This window comes from Pseudomonas sp. M47T1 (assembly GCF_000263855.1).
In the GTDB taxonomy this organism is placed as follows: Bacteria; Pseudomonadota; Gammaproteobacteria; order Pseudomonadales; family Pseudomonadaceae; genus Aquipseudomonas.
In genome coordinates this window covers 140,362-156,863 of record NZ_AJWX01000017.1, presented here as the reverse complement: position 1 = coordinate 156,863, position 16,502 = coordinate 140,362, and the positions used below count along the sequence as shown (strand labels likewise).

Below are 16,502 nucleotides of genomic sequence, written 5' to 3'. Positions count from 1 at the left end.
AGATGAAGTAGCGCCGCGACGGCGCCTTGCCCATGTACAGGGTGTTGCCCAGGGCAGTCTGGGCCAGGTGGCGGATGAACTTGTTGAAGCCGCGGCCGTACATTTCGAGGATGTTGTTGGTGGCGTTGGCGAAAAAGCCGCCGCCTTTGCCGAAGTGGCGGTCCAGGCGGTTGCCAAAGACGTCCTGGAACTGGCCGCGCAGGCGCGTGGGGTCGCCCTTGTCGTCGCGCTGAACTTCGTCGGGGGTGGCGCGGTAGCCCCAGTAGAAGGGGATGAACAGGCTGGCGGCTTTTTTGGCTTCCTGGCGTTGATAGAGGTAGGTGTCAGGGTCGTCAACAACGTCCTTCCAGCGCGCGGTGCGCTCGTCTGCAGGTAAATCGCTGGCTTCTTGAAACCTTGCGCCATACACCCCTGGTTTCAAATCCACTCGATCCAACCGCTCATTGACCCCCTTGCATAACCCCGTTTCCACAGCCTCATAGGAAGCCCCTGGGTCATTGACGCCATGCAAAAAGATCACTACGCCTGGCATGTCGGCCGGGACCTCGATCCACTTGATGGAGTTCGGGATGGTGTTGAGCCGGGTAGTTCCCCGGGCAACGACTTGTTCGCTCATGTAGGGCGATGCTCCGTGTTGAAAAAAAGGGGGAATCAGTCGGCCTTGGGCTTTCGCAGTGCCGTGGCGTCCAGACGTTGCATCGATTCGCGCGCCACGCTGCTGCTGTGGCCCAGGGCGTCGGCAATACCGGCGAGTACTCCACCGTCGGCTGTCTGCAGTTGGAAGGGCTGGTCGGCTGCCGTGCGCGGCGCCTTGTCCGAGTGACCGGGGTAGTGGAAACCCACGCGCTGGTCCGCAGGGTCGCGTGTGAAGCTGGGCACGCGTGCGCTGTCGCTCTTGCCGTCGAGCCAGTCATGTTTTGCGGCGTGTACGATGGCCTTGCCCGGCGTGCCTATTTCCACCCCCCCGCCGCCTAAACGGATATAGCTACCATCGTCGGCCACCAGGCGAATGGTGGGAGCACTGATCAGCACTTCGCCCTCGGTGGCCGATACGTGAACGTTGTGCTGGGCATTGACGACCACGTTGTCCTCCTGGGCTTGCACCAACACCTGGCCGCGATTGGCAATGGCACTGATGCCGCCATCCTGGGCAAAGGCCGAGACGCCCTGGCCGGCCTGCAGGCGCATGGCAGCACCGCTGGTCAGGGCCAGTTGGTCGTGGGCGATGGTGTCGTGGTCGGTGCCTGCAAAGTGAGCCTGGCCCGCAGGCGTGGCGCTGACGATGCCGGCCGCGCTGGCCAGGGCCAACAGCGGGTCGCCGCTGGCGGTACTGTCGGCGGTGGGCCATTGCTCGGCGGACTTTTTCAGGGCATCCAGGCCTGTGAGGTTCAGGGCGCCCGCCCCGCGTGCTTCGGCGGTCTGGCCCAGCGCTGCGAACAGGTCGGCGCACTCGCCCAGCAGTTTGAGCAATTCGTCACGGTCCAGTTGGCCACCACTTGCCCGTTCCCGGGCATAGGTGCTCAACAGCAAGCCATGAGCCGCGCGAACGGCAATCGCGGCATCGCTGCGCAACTCTGCCCCTTCGCCACGTGGCTCGCTGCGGCCTTGCTGGCGTGGCGTGGCAAGTTTGCCCAAGTTGAGTTCCGAAGCGCGATGGGTGCTGGCCAGCCTTGTCCGCAGTGCGCCGGGGGTGTCATCGAATAACAACTCGTTGTAGCCGCGGCCCTCATGTTCGCGGCTGCGTATGCCGGACAGCGCCCGGTTGCCGGGCAAGCCAGGTTCGTTACTGAACTCTGGGGTGGGGTGATCGCCGTTGTACACCGCGGCACCGATCAGCGGGCGGTCGATATCCCCTGCGAGAAAGTGCACCAGCACCTCCTGGCCGACCCTCGGCAGAAACTGATGACCGAAGCCCTGGCCCGCACTGGGCATGGCAACCCGTAGCCAGGTGGTCTGCAATGCCTGGTCGTCAGGTGGTATCTCGCCGTCATTGACGCGCTGCCAGTGGAAGCGCACCTGGATGCGTCCCATCTCATCGGTGAACACCTCTGTGCCGGGTGGGCCGACGACGGTGGCTGTCAAAGGGCCAGCGATTTTAGGCCGAGCTGTCAGCAGGGGGGGGCGATAGGCAATGGTGTTGCGGATGCAGGTAAAGTGGTTTTCGTAGGTCGACTCTTGCCCGGTGAGATAGGCGTTGCTGCCTTCGTGTTCGACGCTCAACAGCAGGAAATGTCGGTCTTCGTCCGGGTCTCTATCGTGGACGAAGTGTTCTCGTAGTTCAAAGCTGGCGCCTGGTCGCATCGCCCTGCAATTGCTGGTGCCGCTAAAGGTCTTGGCCTGAACTTCCCTGGCCTCAATGCGGTGGCGCAACCAGCGATCTCCCTCTTCGCAGTCGACATGGCTGTATTGGGTGTCGCAACGGTAGTGCTCGTATGGGGTGACATCGCCCTGGTCGTTGAGCGTCTTGAGTCTGACTTCCATCCGGACCCTGGGCTTTTTGTAGTCGAAGCCTCGCGTGGTAAACAGGCCGGGCGCTACTTCGCGCTCCGCGCACCATTGGGTAATCGAGTCCTCCGTTTCGGTGACGCGTGCGCTGTGAAAGCGGATGCTGGGTTGTTCCGGTAGCGCTGATAGCCAGTCCGTACTGTCGACGATGATCAGGGTGTGCCGCTGCAAGCTGTGCTCGAAGTAGAAGAACAGTCCATCGGCTTCCAGCAGTCGCAGCACGAATTCCAGGTCCGTTTCGTTGAACTGCGTCAGGTAACTGTGTTTCTTGAGGGGCTTGCTGAGGCGAAATTCGTAGGCGCTGATCAGTTCATACTGGGCAAACACGGCGCCCAGCACATCACGAACGGTCTTTTCCTGAAAAATGCGCAGGTCGCTGCGCCGACTTAACATCCACAACCAAGGGCTGAGCGTGGCCTCGTAGCGAGCCACCCCGTTATCGCAGTCATGCAATGAAAAGGAAGTTATCAGCCCGTGCAAGGGGCGCTGGCTGCGGTCCGCCAATTCGATTTCCACCCTTGCAGGTTTGCCCATCATGGTTTTTAGCGGGCACTGAGCATCCTCGCTGAGCAGCACCAGCTTGAACTCGAACAGTTGTGATAACCCTTCACGACCCTTCAAGCTTTCAAGCCAGAGTTCGTCGTAGCGCGTCTCTTCAGTGTGAAACTTGATCAGGCGGTTATATTGAGCGCAAAGCCAGGCAGGACGGCTGGAAGACATGGACAGATTCCTCGCGTGGAAGGGTTACCGAGGCGAGAAAGGTATCGAGTGGCACAACAGCGGGTATGCAGGATGTTTCTGAAACTTGGTGGGAAAATTCGCTTTTTTTAATCAGAGGCACTTTGGGCCCGATAAATTAGGTTTGGAATGCAGAACGTTTCTGATGTTGCGTTGTATCCTGCCCGATGGCGTGTGCAGGCCCGCGAGCGGAAATACTCTCCGTAGCGTCGCTGACTGTTTCAGCGGCCGGTTTGACAGGGCGATCAATCGAGGCGCACGTGCCAAAACGCTCTGCACACCTCCTTCTAAGGTGCGCTGATTTGTTATGGCAACGGTGCGTGGGGCGCTCAAGGCTGCGCCGGGTCCCCGATTCCTGGTCTGTCAAACTGCACAGTTGCCACCCTCTTGTTCGACCGCCGGAGGCGGCGACTCTACCAATCGAGGAGTTGCCGATGGACCCTTTTGCTCAAGAACCTGCAGCCTCGCGCCCATGTGAAGATCGCCTCTGTCACCGCTAACCGAGCCTTCGGCGTGATTGATTCTGATGCCCGTCCCATGTTCCAGGTGGTCGGGGGCATAAGTGCCGAAGATGCTCTGGTCCACGCATCCCCCATTCTCAAATCTGCATACGAAACCGCCTACGAACTCACCGACAACGGCTGGAGCCACACTGGCTTAATCTGGTAGGGACTCGAACTGTTGTCTAGTGCACGGGCGTTGGTGGATGCGGTGGCGGAGGGGATAAGCGCCAAAGACGGCTGATGAGTGTCGAGGGCGTTCTGGTCAGATGATCTTTGTTGATACGGCTGGCCAGCGTAGCCCTGGCAGCAGCGGCTACTTTCCCGGAAGTCGCCCCCTCACACCTCCACCAACGCCCCCAACTCCCGCTCCAACTCCTCCATATCCCCCAGATTCAACTCAATGATCCGCCGCAAGTGCCCAATATCCTCCAACCCGATATGCAGGCACGCGAACCCCAGGTGGCCATGTTCTTCATGACGCAACTCGGCGTCCATGCGCACGTCGATCAGGTCGGTGAGGTGGATGTTGATCAGGAAGTGTTTGTTCGGCTCTACCGCCCAGTCATCGGGCCGCTGGATCAGTGCGCCGCGCAGAGACAGGTCGATGAGTTTCACCTGCCAGGTGCGGTCACCCTGGCTGATCTGGGTCTTGGCGTCGAAGGATACGCGCTTGAAGCGGCGGCGCTCGTCATGGTTATCGGTCATGGATACACCCTCTGCGATTCCCATGACTATAGCTTAGTGTCTCAAAGCCATCTTCGAACCCGTCGACAATACTGACGATAGGTGTCGCCGAACAGCTGTTCCAACTGCGCTTCATCGGGGCGGATGAAAGCCCGGTTCATGATAGCGACCAGCATGGCCAATAGCAGCCGAAAGGATCCCTAGCCATAGGGCGTTACCTGTGCAGGGGCCTACTTATCGCGACCGGCATTTGCCGCCGGTGTTCACTGGTCTGCTGGTACTTGCCAAGTACCCCGCAAGGGCGGATAAAAATGATGGTCGTCCTGTAATTAAGGGCTCTAGACCAATGTTGGGGGTGGCCTTTCCCGGCAGTGTCGCTAGACTCGCGGGGCTGACTTTCGTATCCACCTGGTTGGAATAAAAAAAATGAACAACAACAATAGTCCGCTGCGCCATCTGCCATGGCTCGTGGTGGCAGTTCTGGGCGCGTGCGCCCTGGGCGTCGTGGCCTTGCGCCGCGGTGAGCCGATCAACGCACTGTGGATTGTAGTGGCGGCGGTAGCGATCTACCTGGTTGCCTATCGTTACTACAGCCTCTTCATCGCCAATACTGTGATGCAGCTCGACCCGCGTCGGGCCACGCCTGCGGTGGTCAACAACGATGGTCTGGACTATGTGCCGACCAACAAGCACATTCTTTTCGGTCACCACTTTGCCGCCATTGCCGGCGCAGGCCCGCTGGTGGGCCCGGTGCTGGCTGCGCAAATGGGGTACCTGCCAGGCACGCTGTGGCTGATTGCCGGCGTGGTGCTGGCTGGCGCCGTGCAGGACTTCCTGGTGCTGTTCATGTCCACCCGCCGCAACGGGCGCTCGCTGGGTGACATGGTGCGCGAGGAGATGGGCCGCATCCCCGGCACCATCGCCCTGTTCGGCTGCTTCCTGATCATGATCATCATCCTCGCGGTGCTGGCGCTGATCGTGGTCAAGGCGCTGGCCGACAGCCCGTGGGGCATGTTCACGGTGATGGCGACCATTCCGATCGCGATGTTCATGGGCGTGTACATGCGTTACATCCGCCCGGGCCGCATCGGTGAGATTTCCATCATCGGCGTGTTGCTGTTGCTGGGCTCGATCTGGCTGGGGGGCCAGATTGCCGCGGACCCTTCGTGGAACAAGATATTCAGCTTCACCGGTATCCAGATCACCTGGATGTTGATCGGCTATGGCGCCGTGTCGGCGGTACTGCCGGTATGGCTGGTGCTGGCACCGCGTGACTACCTGTCGACCTTCCTGAAGATCGGCACCATCATCGCGCTGGCCATCGGTATCCTGATCACCACGCCGCTGCTGAAAATGCCGGCGCTGACCCAGTTCATCGACGGTACTGGCCCGGTGTGGAAGGGCGGCCTGTTCCCGTTCCTGTTCATCACCATCGCCTGTGGCGCGGTGTCGGGCTTCCACGCGCTGATTGCATCGGGCACCACGCCCAAGCTGCTGGATAACGAAACCAACGCCCGTTACATCGGTTACGGCGGCATGCTGATGGAATCGTTCGTGGCCATCATGGCAATGGTTGCCGCCTCGGTGATCGAACCGGGCGTGTACTTCGCCATGAACAGCCCGCCCGCCGTGGTGGGTTCCGACGTGGTGGCCGTGGCAACCGCGGTCAGCAACTGGGGCTTTGCGATTACCCCGGATGCGTTGATGGCGGTGGCCCATGATATTGGCGAGAACACCATCCTGGCCCGTGCCGGTGGTGCGCCGACGTTGGCGGTGGGTATCGCGCAAATCCTGCACCACGTGCTGCCGGGTGAGAACACCATGGCGTTCTGGTACCACTTCGCGATCCTGTTCGAAGCGCTGTTCATCCTGACTGCGGTGGACGCCGGTACCCGTGCCGGGCGGTTCATGCTGCAGGACTTGCTGGGCTCGTTCATACCGGCGCTCAAGCGCACCGAGTCGTGGGCCGCCAACATCATCGGCACTGCCGGGTGCGTGGCGCTGTGGGGTTACCTGCTGTATCAGGGCGTGATCGACCCGCTGGGCGGCATCAACACCTTGTGGCCGCTGTTCGGTATCTCCAACCAGATGCTCGCCGGTATCGCGCTGATGCTGGGTGTGGTGGTGCTGATCAAAATGAAGCGCCAGCGCTACATCTGGGTGCCGCTTATTCCGGCGGTGTGGCTGCTGGTGTGCACCACTACCGCAGGCTTCATCAAGCTGTTCGACGCCAATCCGGCCGTCGGCTTCCTGGCCTTGGCCAAGAAATACAGCACCGCGCTGGACGCTGGGCAGATCATTGCCCCGGCCAAGGACATCAACCAGATGCAGCACGTGATCTTCAACGCGTACACCAACGCGGCGCTGACCGGGCTGTTCCTGTTCGTGGTGTTTGCGATCCTGTTCTACGCCATCAAGGTGAGCATCGCTGCCTGGGGCAAGAAAGAACGTACCGACAAGGAAGCCCCTTTCCAGGCGGTGCCTGGTGCTTGATAACGAGGTAGGCAGACATGTTCAATGACCTGAGCCGGCTGGGCAAATACCTGGGGCAGGCGGCGCGCCTGATGGTGGGCATGCCCGACTACGACAACTACGTAGAGCACATGCAGACCAAGCACCCGGACAAGCCGGTGATGGACTACGAGGCGTTCTTCCGCGAACGCCAGGAGGCCCGCTACGGCGGCAAGGGCGGGCCGAAGTGTTGTTGAGTTGAAGATCATGCCCGCAGTCGTCAGATGGGCATGAATGGCTTTTGTGGGAGCGGTCAGAGCCCGCTCCCACATTCAGCCCCCCTGAAAAATGCTGGAGCATGTCATTTGTCTTCCCCCATACCCGTCACCATCCTCAGCGGCTTCCTGGGCGCCGGCAAGACCACCTTGCTGCGCCACCTGCTCAAGGCCGAACACGGCCTGAAAATAGCCGTGATCGAAAACGAATTCAGTGACGCCGGCATCGATACTCAACTGCTGGGCGATGCGCCGGTGCAGGTCATGACCCTGGCCAACGGTTGCGTGTGCTGCACCATCCACACCGACCTGACCAAGGCCCTGTACCTGTTGATGGAGCGCTTGGACAGTGGCGAGATCGCTTTCGACCGCCTGGTGATCGAGTGCACTGGCCTGGCCGACCCCGCGCCTGTGGCACAAACCTTCTTCATCGACGAGGAACTACGCGAGCGCTATATCCTCGACGGCATCATCACCCTGGTGGACGCGGCCAACGCCGAGGTACACCTGGCCCAGACCATTGCCCAGGCCCAGGTGGGCTTCGCCGATCGGTTGCTGGTGAGCAAGACCGACCTGGTCAGCCCGCACGCCTTCGAGGCCTTGAGCGAACGCCTGACTCGCATCAACCGCCGCGCACCGATACGCGTGGTGCGCCATGGCGAGATCGACCTGGCTGAGCTGCTGGACGTGCGTGGCTTCAACCTCAATGGTAGCCTCAACGTGCGGCCGGTGGTGGCAGCGGACAGCCTCGACCGCATTTCCAGCATGGTGCTGCGCACCGAACAGCCGCTGGATATCGACAAGCTCAGCGCGTTCATGAACCAGTTGCTGGAGGACCATGGTCGGCAGTTGCTGCGCTACAAGGGCGTGTTGAACATCGCCGGCGAAGACCGCCGGCTGGTGTTCCAGGGCGTGCTCAAGCTGTACGGCTTTGACTGGGACACCGAGTGGAGCGAAGGTGAGGTGCGCGAAAGCGTGATGGTATTCATCGCCGATGACCTGCCCGAAGCCACTATCCGCGCCGGCTTCAACGCGCTTACCTGATTGAATGGCTGGCACAAAAAAGCCCGGCGCATTGGCCGGGCCTTTTGCACATCAGGGTGCTGCTATCAGTTGCCGTAAACCGGCAGCTTGGCGCAGATGGCCTTGACCTTCTCGCGAACGGCGTCGATCACCGCTTCGTTGGAAAGGTCGGCCAGGATGTCGCAGATCCAGCCGGCCAGTTCCTTGCACTCAGCCTCTTTGAAACCACGGGTGGTGACGGCTGGGGTGCCGAAACGCAGGCCCGAAGTAACGAATGGCGAGCGTGGGTCGTTCGGCACGGAGTTCTTGTTCACGGTGATGAAAGCCTTGCCCAGAGCGGCGTCAGCGTCCTTACCGGAGATTTCCTGCTTGATCAGCGACAGCAGGAACAGGTGGTTCTGAGTACCGCCCGACACTACGTCAAAGCCGCGCTCGATGAACACGCTGGCCATGGCCTGGGCGTTCTTCACCACTTGTTGCTGGTAGGCCTTGAACTCAGGCTGCAGCGCTTCCTTGAAGCACACGGCCTTGGCGGCGATGACGTGCTCCAGTGGGCCGCCTTGGGCGCCGGGGAACACGGCGGAGTTGAGCTTCTTCTCGATGTCGGCGTTGGCGCGAGCCAGGATCAGGCCGCCACGTGGACCGCGCAGGGTCTTGTGAGTAGTGGTGGTCACTACGTCAGCGAATGGCACAGGGTTCGGGTAGACACCAGCGGCCACCAGACCGGCCACGTGGGCCATGTCGACGAACAGATAGGCACCCACCTTGTCGGCGATTTCGCGGAAACGGGCGAAGTCCAGAACCTGCGAGTAGGCAGAGAAACCGGCCACGACCATTTTCGGCTTGTGTTCAACCGCCAGGCGCTCGACTTCGTCGTAGTCGATCAGGCCGTTGGCGTCGATGCCGTACTGGACGGCGTTGTACAGCTTGCCCGACGAGGAAACGCTGGCGCCGTGGGTCAGGTGACCGCCGTGGGCCAGGCTCATGCCCAGGATGGTGTCGCCTGCCTGCAGCAGGGCCAGGTAGACGGCAGCGTTGGCCTGGGAGCCGGCGTGCGGCTGGACGTTGGCGTAATCGGCGCCGAACAGTTCCTTGGCACGGTCGATGGCCAGTTGCTCAACCACGTCGACGTACTCGCAACCACCGTAGTAGCGCTTGCCTGGGTAGCCTTCGGCGTACTTGTTGGTCAATACCGAACCCTGGGCTTCCATGACGGCAGGGCTGGTGTAGTTTTCCGAAGCGATCAGCTCGATGTGCTCTTCCTGGCGCTGAGCTTCTTGCTCCATGGCGGCAAAGAGATCGGCGTCGTACTTGGCAAGTGTCAAATCACGGCTGAACATGGCGGTCCTCAAGGATCGGGCAGGAAAAAGGTGAACAGGCGCGCATTCTACCCCATCGCGTTTTATCTGGCATATGAAAGGCAGTCATTGCCTTGACGAGTGGTGTTCATGCAGGGGGATCGGTGGCACGGCCTTCGCGGGCACAGCCCGCTCCCACACGTGGCGGTAACTCTGCTTTTGTGCGAGCGGGCTCTGCCCGCGAAGGGCGCGACACGGTGTTCAGTCGAACATGAAGAGCGCGTCGTTGCTGAACTGCGCCTCGAAGCGGCTGGCCTGCATGGGCCGGCCGAACAGGTAGCCCTGCACTTCGTCGCAGCCGTGCTCGCGCAGGAAGTCCAACTGCTCATGGGTTTCCACGCCCTCGGCGATAACCGCCAGGTTCAGGCTGTGGGCCATGGCAATAATGGCGCGGGCGATCTGCGCGTCCTGTTCGCCCTCGGGCAGGCCGTCGACGAAGGTGCGGTCGATCTTCAGCACGTCGATAGGGAATTGCTTGAGGTAGTTGAGCGACGAATAGCCCGTGCCGAAATCGTCCACCGCGATGCTCAGGCCCAGGAACTTCAGGCTGTCGAGGATCTGCATGGCTTCGTTGACTTCGCGCATCAGAATGCTCTCGGTCAGCTCAAGCTCCAGGCATGCCGGCGGCAGGCCGGTTTCCTTGAGGATATTGGCGATGCGCGTACCCAGTTGACCGTCGGAGAACTGCCGGGCGGAGATATTCACCGACACCTTCGGCACCCGCACCTTGGCCTGGTGCCAGGCGCGCAGCTGGCGGCAGGCCTCGGTCAGCACCCAATCGCCCACGTCCACCACCAGGCCCAGCTCTTCGAGCACGGGAATGAAGTCGCCCGGCGGCACCAGACCGCGCCGCGGGTGGCGCCAGCGCAGCAGCGCCTCGGCACCGGTAAGGCGCTTGCCGTCGCCGCTGAACTGCGGCTGGTAGTACAGCACGAACTCGTTCTGCTCCAGCGCATGGCGCAGGTCGCTTTCCAGTTCCAGGCGTTCCAGCGCACTGGCGTTCATGTCGGCCTGGTAAAACTGGAAGTTGTTCTTGCCGCGTTCCTTGGCGTGATACATGGCCGTGTCGGCGTTCTTCATCAACTGGCTCAGTTCGCTGCCGTCCTGAGGGCTCAGGGCGATGCCGATACTGGCGGTGACGAAGAACTCGCGGTTTTCCAGCACGAACGGCGTCACCAGGCTGGCCAGGATTTGCTCGGCCACATGGATGGCGCGGTTGAGCGCCGCCTCACGGGTGGGGCGTGGTTGCAGCAACAAGGTGAACTCGTCGCCGCCCATGCGCGCCACGGTGTCTTCGTCGTCGACGCAGGCCAGCAGGCGGGTGGCCATTTCCTGCAGCATGCGGTCGCCGGCGGCGTGGCCCAGGGAGTCGTTGATGGGCTTGAAACGGTCGAGGTCGAGGAACATCAGCACCACCCACGACTTCTGCCGCTCGGCCTGTTGCAGCGCGGTGTACAGGCGGTCCTGGAACAAGGTGCGGTTGGGCAGGTGGGTGAGGGCGTCGTAATAGGCCAGGCGGTGAATGCGCTGTTCGCTGGCCTTGCGCTCGCTGATGTCGCTGAAGAAGCACACGTAGCTGGCCAGGTCGCCTTCGTCATCGAACACCGCGGTAATACCCACCCACGCCGGGTAGTGCTCGCCGCTGCGGCGCTTGAGCCACACTTCGCCTTCCCAGGTGCCGCGGCTGTGCAGTTGCTTGATCACGTAGCTCAGGTGCGCCTGCTGCTGCTCATCCACGGTCAGCATGGTTGGCAACTGGTCCAGCACCTGGGCTACTTCGTAACCGCTGACGCGGCTGAAGGCCTCGTTGGCCTGCACGATGTAGCCGGCCGGGTCGGTGATGAGGATGGCCGAGGTGGAATGCTCGAATACCGTGGCGGCCATGCGCAGGTCTTTTTCCGCGCGGCGTTGCTGGCTGATGTCACGGGCCACGCCGAGGATGCCTTCGAAAGTGCCGTGGTCGTCCCACACCAGCACCAGGCGCAGCTCGATGGGGATCTTGCGGCCGTCGCCGCGCAGGCAGTCGAGCACGAACAGTTGGGTGGTGAGCTGGTTACGCAGCGCCAGCAGTTCGTCGGGCTTGTCCAAGACCATGCCGACCCGCTCGATCAACTGATAAATGCCGGTCAGTTGCTGGGGGTTGGCGATGGTCGACTGCCAGCCATTGTCGAATACCCATTTCACGTCGTAGCCCAGTACGGCCTGTACCGAGGGGCTGACGTAATTGAGTGACAGCTTGCTGTCGGTGGAAAAAATCACGTCGCTGATGCTTTCGGCCAGCATGCGGTAGCGCTGCTCGCTGTCGCGCAGCGATTCACTGGCTTCGATCTGGTCGGTGACGTCCTTGGCCACGCCGATGATCCGCGTGACGCGGCCCGAGTCGTCCCGGGAGAGGGCTTGTTCGCGAATGTCGAAGCGCAGCCAGCGGCCGTCCTTGTGCTTGAAGCGCAATTGGCATTGCAGCCGTTGCAGGTCGTCGTCCTTGCGCCGCGCCAGGCGCATGCGCTGATAGTCGCCGGCGTCTTCGGGGTGCAGCAGTATTTCCCAGAAATACTCGCCCATCTGCGCCAGTTCCGGCTTCGTGAAGCCCAGTGTCTGGCCCAAGTGGTGGTTGCTGTAGATCATCCGCTGGCTGACCACGTCCTGCACGTACAGGTGGTCGGGAACGGTGCGCACCACATCCGACCAGAAGCCTTCGCGCTCCACCAGTGATAGCTCGACGCTCTTGCGGCTGGTGACGTCATTGATGCTCAGAATCACCGAGCCGTAGTCGCCTGTCACGTGGGGCAGGCGCACGGTCAGCCACAGGTATTGGTCCTGGCCCAGGCGGTCGGCGATGCGAATTTCGGTTTCCAGTTCCTGCTGGTCGCTGAGCAGCGTGTCCAACAACTGGCGGCCCATGCTGGCGGCGTCCAGGCGTTCGTGGCCGAACAGGCGCTGCCAGGCACCCTGGCTGTCGGCGACGTTCAGCAGGTCCAGGGCCATCTGGTTGACTTCGGTAATGCGCAATTGCTGCAACAGCAGGCCCCGTGACGTCGGGTTGGCGGCAAGCCAGGCGTCCAGGTCGGCCACTGTGCTGATGTGCGACGTGCCCAGCAGGTCTTGCAGGGCGCACAAGTCCAGCACGCATAGGGCCACGCCGGTGCCTTCGAAAATGTCGTGATAGCGGCGGCGGCCTTCATGCAACTGGCGCTGGCGGCGGCGCAGGTTGAACAACGCCAGCAGCGGCAGCAGCGAACAGGCGCCCAGCAGCAGGAACTTGCCGATCAACGCGGGCAGCAGTTGCAGCTCAGCCCCGCGCTGGTCGAACAGGGTGCGCAGTTGCCAGTCGGTGTTGGGCAGCGGCACGGTGTTCACGCTCATGGCCTGTTCGTGCGCGGTAAGGGCCAGGCCGCTCTCGCTGCTGCGCGGGTCACGGCGCAATACCATCGTCGGCTCGCGGCTTTCCAGCAACCAGTGGGGCAGGGCGGATGGGTCTACGCGGTGGGTGAGGCTGGCGTAGATGGACGGGTCCAGGCGCAGCAACCAGTAGCCCTCGGCCGGTCGCTCGCTGGCGCTGACCAGCAGGTACACCTGGCGACCGTCCTGGCTCTGGCTGAAATGAAACGGCTGGCCCTGGCTGCGCTTGACCAGGCCTGCCAGGTCCTGAGCGGGGCCGGTGGCGGCGTTGTCAGCCTGCACGTTGCCCTGGCTGTCGAGGCGGGCCACGCTCAGCAAGGCGGACAGGTGGGGTTGCAGCAGGGCCTGCAAGGCCTGGGGTGTCTGCACGTCGCCGCTGGTGACCCGGTACAGCGCCTGCTGGCCTTCCAGGGCCATGTTCAAGCCCAGGTGCTCGCCCAGCACGGCAGTGTATTCGGCGGTGCGTTGCCGTTGGTCGGCGACGTTGTACTTGAATTGGTCCAGCAACTGCCACACCAGCAACGTCAGCAGCAGCAAGGCCAGCAGGGCCAGGGCGCTTTTTAGCGTACCGCGCGTCGGCTCGCCAGGCACGTTGGCCGGGGAGCGCAGGGATGACGGCTGAGTGAGGTTGGTCAAACTGTGATCCTGCGGTCTGGCTGACTGTGGCAAAGGGCTGGCAGAGGCGTCTGCAACCCGCTGCAGAGGGGCCCGCCACCATGAACAGCGCGCACTATAAGCCGGACGCCCGAAGGGCGGCTAGCATGCCTTATTTTATGGCCAGGTGCCACTACTGTTTGCCGCCCGTTTGCCCTGCCTCGCGCATTCCGGTAGCTTTGACCATCTCGCGGATTCTTCATCTGTCTACTGTCACCAGGTTTCTCATGGCTCAATACGTCTACACCATGCATCGGCTGAGCAAAGTTGTGCCGCCGAAGCGGGAAATTCTAAAGAACATTTCCTTGTCGTTCTTCCCCGGCGCCAAGATCGGCGTGCTGGGCCTCAACGGCTCGGGTAAATCCACGCTGCTGAAAATCATGGCCGGCGTTGACAAGGAATTCGACGGCGAAGCGCGCCCGATGCCCGAGCTCAACGTGGGTTATCTGCCGCAAGAGCCACAACTTGACCCGGCCAAGACCGTGCGTGAAGTGGTGGAAGAGGCCGTCAGCGTCATCAAGGATGCCCAGGCACGTCTTGATGAAGTGTATGCCGCCTACGCCGAGCCGGATGCCGACTTCGACAAACTGGCCGCCGAACAGGCCAAGCTTGAAGCCATCCTGCAGGCCAGCGACGGTCACAACCTGGAGCGCCAGCTGGAAGTGGCCGCCGACGCCCTGCGCCTGCCGGCCTGGGACGCCAAGGTCGAACACCTATCCGGTGGTGAAAAGCGCCGCGTGGCCCTGTGCCGCCTGCTGCTGTCGGCCCCCGACATGCTGCTGCTCGACGAACCTACCAACCACCTGGACGCCGATTCCGTCGCCTGGCTGGAGCACTTCCTGCACGACTTCCCGGGTACCGTGGTTGCGATCACGCACGACCGTTACTTCCTGGACAACGTGGCCGGCTGGATCCTTGAACTGGACCGCGGCGCGGGTATTCCTTACGAGGGCAATTATTCGGGTTGGCTGGAAGCCAAGTCCGATCGTCTGGCCCAGGAATCCAAGCAGCAGTCGGCCCATGAAAAGGCCATGAAGGAAGAACTGGAGTGGGTGCGCAAAGGCGCCAAGGCCCGCCAGTCGAAATCCAAGGCTCGTCTGCAGCGCTTTGAAGAAATGCAGTCGCAGGAATTCCAGAAGCGTTCGGAAACCAACGAGATCTACATCCCGGCCGGTCCGCGCCTGGGTGACAAGGTCATCGAGTTCAAGAACGTCTGCAAGGGCTACGGCGACCGCGTGCTGATCGACAACCTGTCGTTCGCCATGCCAAAAGGCGCCATCGTTGGCGTGATCGGCGGTAACGGTGCCGGTAAGTCGACCCTGTTCCGTATGCTGATGGGCAAGGAACAACCGGACTCGGGCAGCATCGAGATTGGCGAAACCGTGCAACTGGCCTGTGTGGACCAGAGCCGTGACGACCTGGACGGCAGCAAGACCGTGTTCCAGCAGATCTCCGACGGTTCGGACAACATCCGCATCGGCAGCTACGAGATCCCGTCGCGTACCTACGTGGGGCGCTTCAACTTCAAGGGCGGCGACCAGCAGAAGTTCGTCAAGGACCTGTCCGGTGGTGAGCGTGGCCGTCTGCACCTGGCCCTGACCCTGAAGGAGGGCGGCAACGTCCTGCTGCTCGACGAACCGTCCAACGACCTCGACGTGGAAACCCTGCGTTCGCTGGAAGAAGCCCTGCTGGACTTCCCAGGCGCCGCCATTGTGATCTCTCACGATCGGTGGTTCCTGGACCGCGTGGCCACTCACATCCTGGCCTACGAGGATGATTCGCAAGCCGTGTTCTTCGAAGGCAACTACACCGAATACGAAGCCGACCGCAAGAAGCGCCTCGGTGAAGCGGCCGCCCAGCCGCATCGGGTACGCCACAAGAAACTGGCGTAACAAGAAAACGTAGCCTCAGGGCCTGTGGTAGCGGGCTTGCCAGCGAGTTTTTTGGTTGTCCCAAAATCTCGCTGGCGAGCCCGCTCCCACAGCGTCAGGCCGTGGCGATATCGATTATCTCGATCGGCAGATCGCCCACCGGCCGTTTCCACACCACTTCATCGCCCACCTGCGCCCCGATCAACGCCCGCCCCAGCGGTGAGCCCCAGTTGATCAGCCCCTGCGCAGCGTCTGCCTCATCCTCGCCCACCAGGCACACCCGCTGTTCATTGCCCTCGGGGTCGCTGAAGGTCACCCAACAGCCTATCTGTACCTTGCCATTGTCCGCAGCATTGACCACCTGCGCGCTTTGCACGCGCTGGGTGAAGTAATGCAGGTCGGCCAGGCGCTGCGGGTCGGTGTCACTGCCCTGCAGGGCGCGTAGCCGCGTCTGGAGCAATTCCAGGCCCCGGGGGGTGACGTGATTGGGCTGGTCGCTGACCCTGCGCTCGGCGGCCTGGCTGACCTGTGCATGATCTTCATTGACGAAGGCTCGACTCACAAAATGCTCCCGGTTATCTAGCCGCTGCCGCCAGGCCGCGCTGGCCGGGGTGAACCCCGGAGGTCTCCAGCGGGGCACAGGGCCTGCGGCAGCGGTTACACGATTCGTTCAGGGGTGATAGGCGCGCCCTTCGCCCTGGGTTTTCTGCTGTTCCCAGGCGCGTTCGCGGTCGTCGCCGTGCTGCACGCTCCAGTCACTCTGATTGGGCTGCGCCGCGGCGCTGGCCTGGCATTGGCGGAAGCCGTCGTCCCAGCCGGTGGAGTAGAGTTTCTCACTGAGGTAGCGCGGCACGTTCTTCTGGAAGAAACCGTTTACCCCGGCCGCTTCCCGGCCGCTGCCACAGCCGTCCTTGAAGCCGTCGGCATAGGCGGGTGGGTAACCCTGGCTAATCATTTGCTCGTGGGTCGACTGACACCCCGTCAACGCCACCATCACACTCACCACCACCCAGCGCCACATGATCCGACTCCCGTTTCATG

General features: G+C 62.1%; 11 protein-coding genes. 4 read left to right on the top strand and 7 right to left on the bottom strand.

Annotated features, from left to right (window positions below; translation table 11 throughout):
* The 3 genes from PMM47T1_RS18420 to PMM47T1_RS18405 form a co-directional block, all read right to left on the bottom strand.
* On the bottom strand, positions 1-616 hold a 616-nt coding region (locus PMM47T1_RS18420), incomplete at its 3' end, for a T6SS effector phospholipase Tle3 domain-containing protein (RefSeq protein ID WP_043301244.1).
* 35 nt (positions 617-651) lie between these two features.
* Positions 652-3,225 (bottom strand): type VI secretion system Vgr family protein, encoded by a 2,574-nt coding sequence (locus tag PMM47T1_RS18415; protein ID WP_008371628.1) that lies wholly within the window; start codon positions 3,223-3,225, stop codon positions 652-654.
* An 857-nt stretch (positions 3,226-4,082) separates the two neighbouring features.
* The gene (locus PMM47T1_RS18405) at positions 4,083-4,451 is read right to left on the bottom strand and encodes a PilZ domain-containing protein (RefSeq protein ID WP_008371624.1); all 369 of its coding nucleotides are present in this window, start codon (positions 4,449-4,451) and stop codon (positions 4,083-4,085) included.
* 405 nt (positions 4,452-4,856) lie between these two features.
* On the opposite strand from PMM47T1_RS18405, the gene PMM47T1_RS18400 reads away from it, so the two are divergent.
* From PMM47T1_RS18400 to yjiA, 3 genes are all read left to right on the top strand, one after another.
* A complete protein-coding gene (locus PMM47T1_RS18400; protein ID WP_008371623.1) occupies positions 4,857-6,923 on the top strand; it encodes a carbon starvation CstA family protein in 2,067 nt (688 codons plus the stop codon).
* Between the two features lie 17 nt (positions 6,924-6,940).
* Positions 6,941-7,138, top strand: coding sequence for a YbdD/YjiX family protein (locus PMM47T1_RS18395; RefSeq protein ID WP_008371622.1), 198 nt, complete (start codon positions 6,941-6,943; stop codon positions 7,136-7,138).
* Positions 7,139-7,246: 108 nt separating this feature from the next.
* Positions 7,247-8,200, top strand: a complete 954-nt coding sequence (yjiA, locus tag PMM47T1_RS18390; protein ID WP_008371620.1) for a GTPase — start codon at positions 7,247-7,249, stop codon at positions 8,198-8,200.
* 65 nt (positions 8,201-8,265) lie between these two features.
* Here the strand turns inward: yjiA and glyA are convergent, their stop codons facing one another.
* Positions 8,266-9,519 (bottom strand): serine hydroxymethyltransferase, encoded by a 1,254-nt coding sequence (glyA, locus tag PMM47T1_RS18385; RefSeq protein WP_008371618.1) that lies wholly within the window; start codon positions 9,517-9,519, stop codon positions 8,266-8,268.
* 219 nt (positions 9,520-9,738) lie between these two features.
* On the bottom strand, positions 9,739-13,572 hold the full coding sequence (locus tag PMM47T1_RS18380) for a sensor domain-containing protein (protein ID WP_008371616.1): 3,834 nt from the start codon (positions 13,570-13,572) through the stop codon (positions 9,739-9,741).
* A 245-nt stretch (positions 13,573-13,817) separates the two neighbouring features.
* On the opposite strand from PMM47T1_RS18380, the gene ettA reads away from it, so the two are divergent.
* Positions 13,818-15,482: an energy-dependent translational throttle protein EttA gene (ettA, locus tag PMM47T1_RS18375; protein WP_008371614.1), complete on the top strand. Its 1,665-nt coding sequence runs from the start codon at positions 13,818-13,820 to the stop codon at positions 15,480-15,482.
* Positions 15,483-15,576: 94 nt separating this feature from the next.
* Here the strand turns inward: ettA and PMM47T1_RS18370 are convergent, their stop codons facing one another.
* Both PMM47T1_RS18370 and PMM47T1_RS18365 read right to left on the bottom strand, forming a co-directional pair.
* The gene (locus PMM47T1_RS18370) at positions 15,577-16,023 is read right to left on the bottom strand and encodes a GreA/GreB family elongation factor (protein WP_008371612.1); all 447 of its coding nucleotides are present in this window, start codon (positions 16,021-16,023) and stop codon (positions 15,577-15,579) included.
* A 108-nt stretch (positions 16,024-16,131) separates the two neighbouring features.
* Positions 16,132-16,482 (bottom strand): hypothetical protein, encoded by a 351-nt coding sequence (locus tag PMM47T1_RS18365; RefSeq protein ID WP_008371611.1) that lies wholly within the window; start codon positions 16,480-16,482, stop codon positions 16,132-16,134.
* Positions 16,483-16,502: the final 20 nt, after the last annotated feature.

Bases quoted from the DNA above. Each gene is read 5' to 3' on its own strand.
- PMM47T1_RS18415 (WP_008371628.1), bottom strand. From the start codon at position 3,225: ATGTCTTCCAGCCGTCCTGCCTGGCTTTGCGCTCAATATAACCGCCTG.
- PMM47T1_RS18405 (WP_008371624.1), bottom strand. From the start codon at position 4,451: ATGACCGATAACCATGACGAGCGCCGCCGCTTCAAGCGCGTATCCTTC.
- PMM47T1_RS18400 (WP_008371623.1), top strand. From the start codon at position 4,857: ATGAACAACAACAATAGTCCGCTGCGCCATCTGCCATGGCTCGTGGTG.
- PMM47T1_RS18395 (WP_008371622.1), top strand. From the start codon at position 6,941: ATGTTCAATGACCTGAGCCGGCTGGGCAAATACCTGGGGCAGGCGGCG.
- glyA (WP_008371618.1), bottom strand. From the start codon at position 9,519: ATGTTCAGCCGTGATTTGACACTTGCCAAGTACGACGCCGATCTCTTT.
- ettA (WP_008371614.1), top strand. From the start codon at position 13,818: ATGGCTCAATACGTCTACACCATGCATCGGCTGAGCAAAGTTGTGCCG.
- PMM47T1_RS18365 (WP_008371611.1), bottom strand. From the start codon at position 16,482: ATGTGGCGCTGGGTGGTGGTGAGTGTGATGGTGGCGTTGACGGGGTGT.